Origin of the sequence: [Scytonema hofmanni] UTEX 2349 (assembly GCF_000582685.1) — a bacterium.
GTDB lineage: Bacteria > Cyanobacteriota > Cyanobacteriia > Cyanobacteriales > Nostocaceae > Hassallia > Hassallia hofmanni.
Genome location: NZ_KK073769.1, coordinates 82,773 through 89,942, shown reverse-complemented (window position 1 = coordinate 89,942; position 7,170 = coordinate 82,773). Strand labels below are relative to the sequence as shown.

Annotated in this window: 8 protein-coding genes; 4 read left to right on the top strand and 4 right to left on the bottom strand. The window is 42.4% G+C overall.

Annotated elements, in window-relative coordinates:
• The 3 genes from TOL9009_RS48580 to TOL9009_RS0130155 all read left to right on the top strand — a co-directional run.
• The coding region (locus TOL9009_RS48580) for a hypothetical protein (RefSeq protein ID WP_221928672.1) at positions 1-209 on the top strand (209 nt) is incomplete at its 5' end.
• Between the two features lie 210 nt (positions 210-419).
• Positions 420-2,315: a PP2C family protein-serine/threonine phosphatase gene (locus TOL9009_RS0130160; RefSeq protein ID WP_029637168.1), complete on the top strand. Its 1,896-nt coding sequence runs from the start codon at positions 420-422 to the stop codon at positions 2,313-2,315.
• A gap of 500 nt (positions 2,316-2,815) precedes the next feature.
• Complete coding sequence (locus tag TOL9009_RS0130155; RefSeq protein ID WP_029637167.1) at positions 2,816-3,037, top strand: ferredoxin-thioredoxin reductase variable chain; 222 nt, start codon at positions 2,816-2,818, stop codon at positions 3,035-3,037.
• A 20-nt stretch (positions 3,038-3,057) separates the two neighbouring features.
• Here the strand turns inward: TOL9009_RS0130155 and TOL9009_RS0130150 are convergent, their stop codons facing one another.
• Positions 3,058-3,279, bottom strand: coding sequence for a hypothetical protein (locus TOL9009_RS0130150; protein ID WP_029637166.1), 222 nt, complete (start codon positions 3,277-3,279; stop codon positions 3,058-3,060).
• A gap of 452 nt (positions 3,280-3,731) precedes the next feature.
• Positions 3,732-5,354 carry an MFS transporter gene (locus TOL9009_RS0130145; protein ID WP_242055716.1) on the bottom strand — a complete coding sequence of 541 codons (1,623 nt, stop codon included), beginning with the start codon at positions 5,352-5,354 and terminating at the stop codon, positions 3,732-3,734.
• A 293-nt stretch (positions 5,355-5,647) separates the two neighbouring features.
• Between TOL9009_RS0130145 and TOL9009_RS0130140 the strand changes: the two genes are divergently transcribed.
• Complete coding sequence (locus TOL9009_RS0130140) at positions 5,648-6,391, top strand: sterol desaturase family protein (RefSeq protein ID WP_029637164.1); 744 nt, start codon at positions 5,648-5,650, stop codon at positions 6,389-6,391.
• A gap of 110 nt (positions 6,392-6,501) precedes the next feature.
• Here the strand turns inward: TOL9009_RS0130140 and TOL9009_RS49805 are convergent, their stop codons facing one another.
• Together TOL9009_RS49805 and TOL9009_RS0130130 are read right to left on the bottom strand one after the other, a co-directional pair.
• On the bottom strand, positions 6,502-6,765 hold the full coding sequence (locus TOL9009_RS49805) for a hypothetical protein (protein ID WP_242055717.1): 264 nt from the start codon (positions 6,763-6,765) through the stop codon (positions 6,502-6,504).
• 62 nt (positions 6,766-6,827) lie between these two features.
• Positions 6,828-7,070, bottom strand: a complete 243-nt coding sequence (locus TOL9009_RS0130130; protein WP_029637163.1) for a hypothetical protein — start codon at positions 7,068-7,070, stop codon at positions 6,828-6,830.
• Positions 7,071-7,170 lie beyond the last annotated feature (100 nt).

Sequence of the window (7,170 nt, the reverse complement as noted above, 5' to 3'; positions counted from 1 at the left end):
AGGAGAGGGGGAGACAAGGAGAGGGGGAGACAAGGAGAGGGGGAGACAAGGAGAGGGGGAGACAAGGAGACAACGAAGAAAATTCCCCCTGTCCCCTTGTCCCCTTGTCCCCTTGTCCTCCTCTTTCGGCTATAATTACAAGATTGAATTTTCGAGTACATTGTGGCGATCGCACAAATCAACACCAAAACATACTTAAGCAAGTGTAAATAATTAAACTTAAATAGCATTGTAGAAACAATCTATACCAAAATATGAGACTATAACTTACTCAAATCAATCAAAAAGCTTATTCGCGAGTGCGTATTGAGAAGGATAAAAAATACAACTTTTTTGATACTTGAGACTTCATCCTTCAGTTGACAGCCAGATGTAATCAAAATTCAGCGGTTGATTTAAACCTTTAACTTTTTAGGTGCATGATTTTACAAGAGCGGATAATTTATTGCACAAATCCAGCCTGTACTAACCCCATCAATTCTGTTGGTGACAGATTATGTGCAAATTGTCAAACTCCTTTAGTTCATCGTTATATTTGGGCTACTGGGGAACATCAAGCAATTCCACCGGGAGAATTAATAAAAGACAGATATGAGGTAATTACATCGCAGATTTGGCTGGATACTCGACCAGGACAACTGCCAGAGATACCTGAAGAATTACCAAAAGCAATTATTCCTTATTTACGCTTATCGAGCGATCGCTGCCATGTGGCTCAAGTTTATGGATTTGCGGATGATATACTTTTACTGGAAAATGTGCCAATAGATGAAACTGGAAAATTATATCCAGCAATCGCCGACGCATGGGAACAAGCAACTCCAGTCCGACAAGTAAACTTTCTGTGGCAAATTATTCAACTTTGGCAACCTCTATCAGAATATGGAGTTGCCCTCAGTTTGCTATTTCCACACAACCTGCGAGTACAAGGTTGGTGCGTGCGACTCTTGGAACTTTATGAGTCAGAACAACCGAGTCTTCAACAGTTAGGTGAGTCCTGGAAACCGATTGTAGCTGCCGCTAAACCAGAAGTAGCAACAGCTTTGGAAAAAATAGTCGATTCTATGTGCCTTGAGGGTGAAATTGAGTTAAAAGCGATCGCAACTCAACTTAATCAGCTATTATTATCATCAGCAGCCCAATTGCCATTAAATCTACAAGTGGCAGGGGCAACAAATAGCGGTTCCCAACTTCATCAAAATGAAGATACTTGCTATCCCATAAGCCTTGGTAACTCAGACGATCCATTAGTACCCCGCTTATCGATTGTTTGCGATGGTATCGGCGGACACGAAGGTGGTGAAGTAGCAAGCCTTTTGGCAGTACAATCTCTGAAGTTGCAAATTCGCGCTTTACTAACAGAAGTAGCAGAACAAACTGAACTAGTATCGCCAGAATTATTACAGCAGCAACTAGAAGCAAGTTTGCGGGTTGTAAATAACGTAATTTGTGCCTGCAACGATGAGCAAAAACGCCAAGGTAGAGAACGCATGGCAACAACCGTCGTTATGGCTCTACAAGTGCCGCAACAAGTCGAGATATCCCCTGGATCGTACTCACAAAATAGTCACGAACTTTACTTAGTAAATGTCGGTGATAGCCGCGCATACTGGATTACAGGCGATTACTGCCAGCTACTGACAGTAGATGATGATGTGGCGTCACGGGAAGTACGCTCTGCCCGCAGTCTGTATCGCAAAGCACTACAACGTCCAGATGCTTATGCTCTTACCCAAGCTTTGGGAACAAAAGATGGTGAATTTCTGCGTTTTATAACTCAGCGAATCATTTTAGAAGAAGATGGCATATTAATGATATGCTCTGATGGACTCAGCGATCATAATTTGGTAGAAAATCACTGGAGAGAATATGCAGTACCAGTTTTAAAAGGTGAAATTTCACCAGAAGACGCAGTTGACAACTGGATAGCGATCGCAAATCAGAAAAATGGTCATGATAATATTTCGGTTGTGCTTACCCATTGCCGTATATCTCCAGAATCCTTGGTGCCTGTAACTCCCTCCCAGCCCCTAGCCGAGATAGAAGAAGTACAATCAGAGTTGGCAGATAGTTCTCAAGCGCTACTAGAAGAGGACATTCCATCAGCCGAAGCACCTGCCGTTTCTACAACTCCAACTGAAGTGAAAAAAAGACGTGGTGGTAACGTTTGGGTGCCACTGTCCGGAGTATTGGCGTTGCTGGCAGGAACTACAATAGGATTGTTTGCTTGGTCGCAACTTAATCCTCAAGGATTCCAGCAAACGTGCCGGCAACTTCCTCAAAAAGTACAGAAATTATGTCCACCTTGGAAATAGGGGGACAAGGGGGAAATATTTTTTCTTTCTTTCCCCTTTCCCCTTTCCCCTTTCCACTTTCCAATGCCCCATTTGTTGTAAAATTAATCTTGGCGTTAAGGCGCACTTAAAAAGCGTCATCGGGTTGTTCCTTTCGGGTTATAAGGCAACGCTTCATGGCGATCGCGTCTGTTGGAGTTCTCCCTTTGTTTAATGCTGTTGAAATCTAAGATAAAAAATGAGACTTCTTGCTAAAGTACCTGACGACTCTGATCTTGCCGTCTAATTATTATTATTAAAGTCTACACGGGCTTTTAATGATAGGCGATCGCGCTAACGGCAGTTCAGAATTTCGGGGCTTTGTTTTTATAGGAGGTACTTAAACACGGATGTCTAAACCGTGTCTGGACGTAAGGGATAACTACTCCCATGCTCCCGTTCAAACCTTAAGTAATGTCTAGTTTTGTCTAGATTTTATGTAGCAGATACTTGTAGAAAAGCAACTAGGTGTAAATGTTAATATGAAAATTGGCGATCGTGTCCGCGTTAAAGAATCCGTAATAATTTACCATCATCCTGAGCATCGCGGTCAGGGTTTTGACATCAAGGGGTCAGAAGGCGAAATAGTGCAAATTGCAACCGTTTGGAAAGGTAAACCTATTAGCGCCAACCTGCCGTTTGTAGTACAGTTTACTAAGAAATTTAAGGCTCACTTACGCGATAATGAGTTAGAAATAATATAATTTGATTTAATTTAAATTTATTATCGGCGGCGAAACAAACGAAAAATATTTAGTTCGCCGCGCATTTTTTCTAATTCTTGACGGTTGCGTTCTGCTGTGATATGATACCATTCACAATGACGCTTAAACTCGGAACGCCCTCGAACTTCGTGATAGAACTGATGAGTTGTTTGGTGAGCGGCAAAAGTTTCCTCAATTTCCGGTTGAGGAACACGAAGAATATACGGTAAGTTTTTACTCATTTTTTTATAGGTGCTGAGAAATTTACAAATTTTAATTCTGTAACTATAGCGGGTTGCACTTGGATGCACTACAGAACCTCACCGGGAAAGGCAGAGGGCAGAAGGCAGGAGGCAGAAGGAATGTATAAGTGTCCTCTGCCCACGACTGAAAGGAGTAAGGGTCTGAAGCCCCTCCCAAATGCAACGATATTGGGAGCCTCCAATTGGGAGGGGTCACAATCCCCTCCCAATTGGTTCCTTCTGCCCTCAGCACGAATGCCTTCTGCCTTCTTGAACCCGTCCGTTTCGGACACCCCTCTCATGAAATAAGGAGAGGGGAAGGGGGTGAGGTTTTATGTATCTCACTCAACCGAGAACCGCTATATATGAAATTATAACGATTTATGAATCGCCCCTAGAAGGAGAGGGGGAGAAAAGAATTGTCTCCCTTGTCCCCTTGTCCCCTCATCCCCTCATCCGCAAGGTTGCTGCAAACCCTTACCATCTGTATACTTTGAGTAAATCATTTGCGAAACTTTCGGCGGTTTCTCGCCAATATGAAACGATCGCACACGTTCTTCAATTAAGCGATCGCTATTCGTTATCCGTTCAAATTGCCGTTTATGTTCTGCCCAAGATTCGACAATTTGCGTTTCTAGAAAACGACCTGGGTCAGATAAATCTTGATACAAACCCCACCGAATCGCTCCATCACGCCGGCGAATTTGACTTAGTGCTTGGATCGCTTTGGTAAACTCCTCTGCGTTAGCTGGGTCAATGCGATACTCTAAACTAATCAACACAGGTCCATCATTCGGACATGGTTCAAAAGCGATTGGTGGTTGATCCCAATGCAGCGAAGACCGCAAATCCAACTTTTCCGCACAGCGCAAGCGATAACGTGCAGTCAGTGCCACACCTCCAATTAATCCCACCCCGGCAGTAGTCAAAGCTACAGTAATGCTTGTGCTTTGGGCTACAGCACCCCAAAACAGGCTTCCCAAGGTCATGCATCCTTGGAACACAAGCAAATGCACCGATAAAGCTCTCGCACGCACCCAGGTAGGCACGGCTGTTTGCGCCGATACAGTGAAACTAACCATACAGCTGAGGGAAGCAATTCCCACCAACAGCATCAACGCACATACTACATAAAAATTCCGCACTGTTCCTAGTGCCAGCAACATTATACCCATCAATACTGATGAGCCTGCCACCAATTTATCTATAGAAAACTGCTGTCGTAGCTTCGGTAAAATAAACGCTCCCGCTAATCCACCGATACCCCAAAAGCCGAGAATAATACCATATCCTAAAGCATCGAGCTTTAATTCCCGTCTTCCTAAAAGCGGTAAAAGCGCAAATAAAGCACTCGCAAATAAAATGTAAGCTGAGGTACGAATTAGTACAGATTGGAAGGTTGGAGCATGACGCACGTAACGAATACCTGCTTGCACTGCTCCGATAAAGCGTTCTGTCGGTAATCCGCTTTTTTGCGGGGTGCGACGCCACTGATAAACTACTAATATTACCCCGACAAAGGAAGCCGCATTAAGGAGAAAAACTGCTCCCGTACCAGCTTGAGCGATAATTATCCCCGCTAAAGCTGGACCAATCGATCGCGAAAGGTTAACCACAATGCCACTAAGAGTGACAGCTTGGGGAAGTTGTTCTTTTTCTACTAGTTCCGGGGTTACGGCTTGCCATACAGGCATATTCATGGAACTGCCGAGACTGAGGGCAAAGGTGAGAACTAAGAGAATCCACGGGGTAGTAATGTTTGCCAGGGTGAGAAATCCCAACAAAGCAGCGATAAGCAGCATCCAACCCTGAGTCCACAAAAGCATCTTTCGCCGGTCAACCACATCTGCAAGCGCTCCCGCAGGTAATGCCAGTAAAAAAAATGGCAAGCTTGACGCTGCCTGCATCAATGCAATTAAAAACGGTGATGGTGAAAGTGAAGTCATCAACCATGCTGCACCGACGTCATGCATCCAAGTGCCAACACTAGACACTGCTGAGGCTGTCCAAAGCGCACGAAACACAGGTTGACGTAGGGGAGTCCACATCGAAAGAGAAGCTGCTGGTGCGGTCATAACCAAACAAGTACAGTAGGGGAAAGGGGGAAATAATAATTGTAATTATTACTCTTCACTTTCCGAGGATATAAGAATTAGGCAGCAGAAAGCAGCTTTTTTTGAATTGGGGTAGTTGACACTTTAGATGATCAGCAGCCAAGAAGAGTGTTATTTATTACTAAAAAATTATATACACTTAAAGTAGGCGATTATGTAGAGAGACGTAGCATTGCTACGTCTTTACAAGGATTTCGGATTTTTTATGTTAATAAAGCAAAGATAATATTTTTTATAGAAGGGTAAATCTTAACATGGATTGGCAATCACTCATAGTTGTCACTAGTGTTATTTCATTCGGAACTTTAGAAAATCTGTTTCCCTTTTTCACATTTAAAGAGAGTTTCGATAAAAGAGTTTACACTAATTTAGTTCTCGGCTTGATAAATGTCTTAGCAAATAACTTTACCATCGTTTTACTCTTAAATTACATTTGGCAACATTCATGGCTCGGTATTTTTCATTTTATTCATTCACCTGTCTTAATAATCGTCTTGTCTTGCTTATTACTTGATGGATATATGTATGCGTGGCACAGATTAATGCATACTCTGCCTATTGCATGGCGTTTTCATAAAGTTCATCATACTGAACTGTTAATGAATACTTCTACTGCTTATCGCTTTCATCCAGTTGAAGCAATTTTAGCTAATTTACCTAAGTTATTTTTAATCTGGTTATTTGGTATTAGTTTACAGAATCTATTATTATATGAAGTCTTTTTGGCATGTGAATTAATCTTTCATCATAGTAATTGGGCTGTACCGTTAAAAATTGATAGATATCTCAGCTATTTTATTGTCACACCCAATTATCATCGCTCTCATCATTCTCAATGGAAAAAAGAAGCAACATCAAATTATGCAAGTTTTTTCACTATCTGGGATATACTTTTCGATTCTTATCATTATCCTCAAAGTCCAAAGACGATTAAATTAGGTTTGTCTCAGGAAAAGAGAGAATTAAGTGTTATAAATCTGCTTAAATTACCTTTTTAATTGGTAAGGGGTAATAATTTTTATCATTAGAATGAATCAAGTTTGTAATGCTTGTAGATAGAATAAGGGTTTTATCTTGGTATTTTATCAGAAAGGCTCCGATTCCTTGGTCATTTTTGCTGTAGTTTCTGTTGTAGTTGAGGGAAAACTGTTTCTCCGTCAATAACTTCCCCACCTTGCGAAGCTTCGACTCCAATCATGATTTCCCGTTGCAATTCTTCAAATCTACCCTGATAAATACAGAATATTGAATTAACCGCAGATGAAGATAGATGAACGCGGATGGACGCAGATAAATTTGTACGAGATTTTACCATCACGAATGCGAATATAAGCGGGAATGCCAGTAATGCGATCGCCCTTCTGCCAACCAAGATTCATTTATCCATAATTAAAGTAGCAGTGCTACGTCTCTACATTGTTTTTCACTAAAGGTTTATTCGATTGCATCGGGTGACAATTCGATTGGATCGCGATCCAATTCGATTGCATCGGGTGACAATGCGATTGGATCGCGATCCAATTCGATTGCATCGGGTGACAATTCGATTGGATCGCGATCCAATTCGATTGCATCGGGTGACAATGCGATTGGATCGCGATCCAATTCGATTGCATCGGGTGACAATGCGATCGCATGGGGTGACATCAAGTCAAAATAAGTAGTTATGATTCCCATAGTCACTGCACCCCACCCCGATCAGCCCCTCCCCGCTTGCGGGGAGGGGAGACAAAGCACAGCTTTGACGGGGTGGGGTTCTGCGCTTAAGGGTAAATAA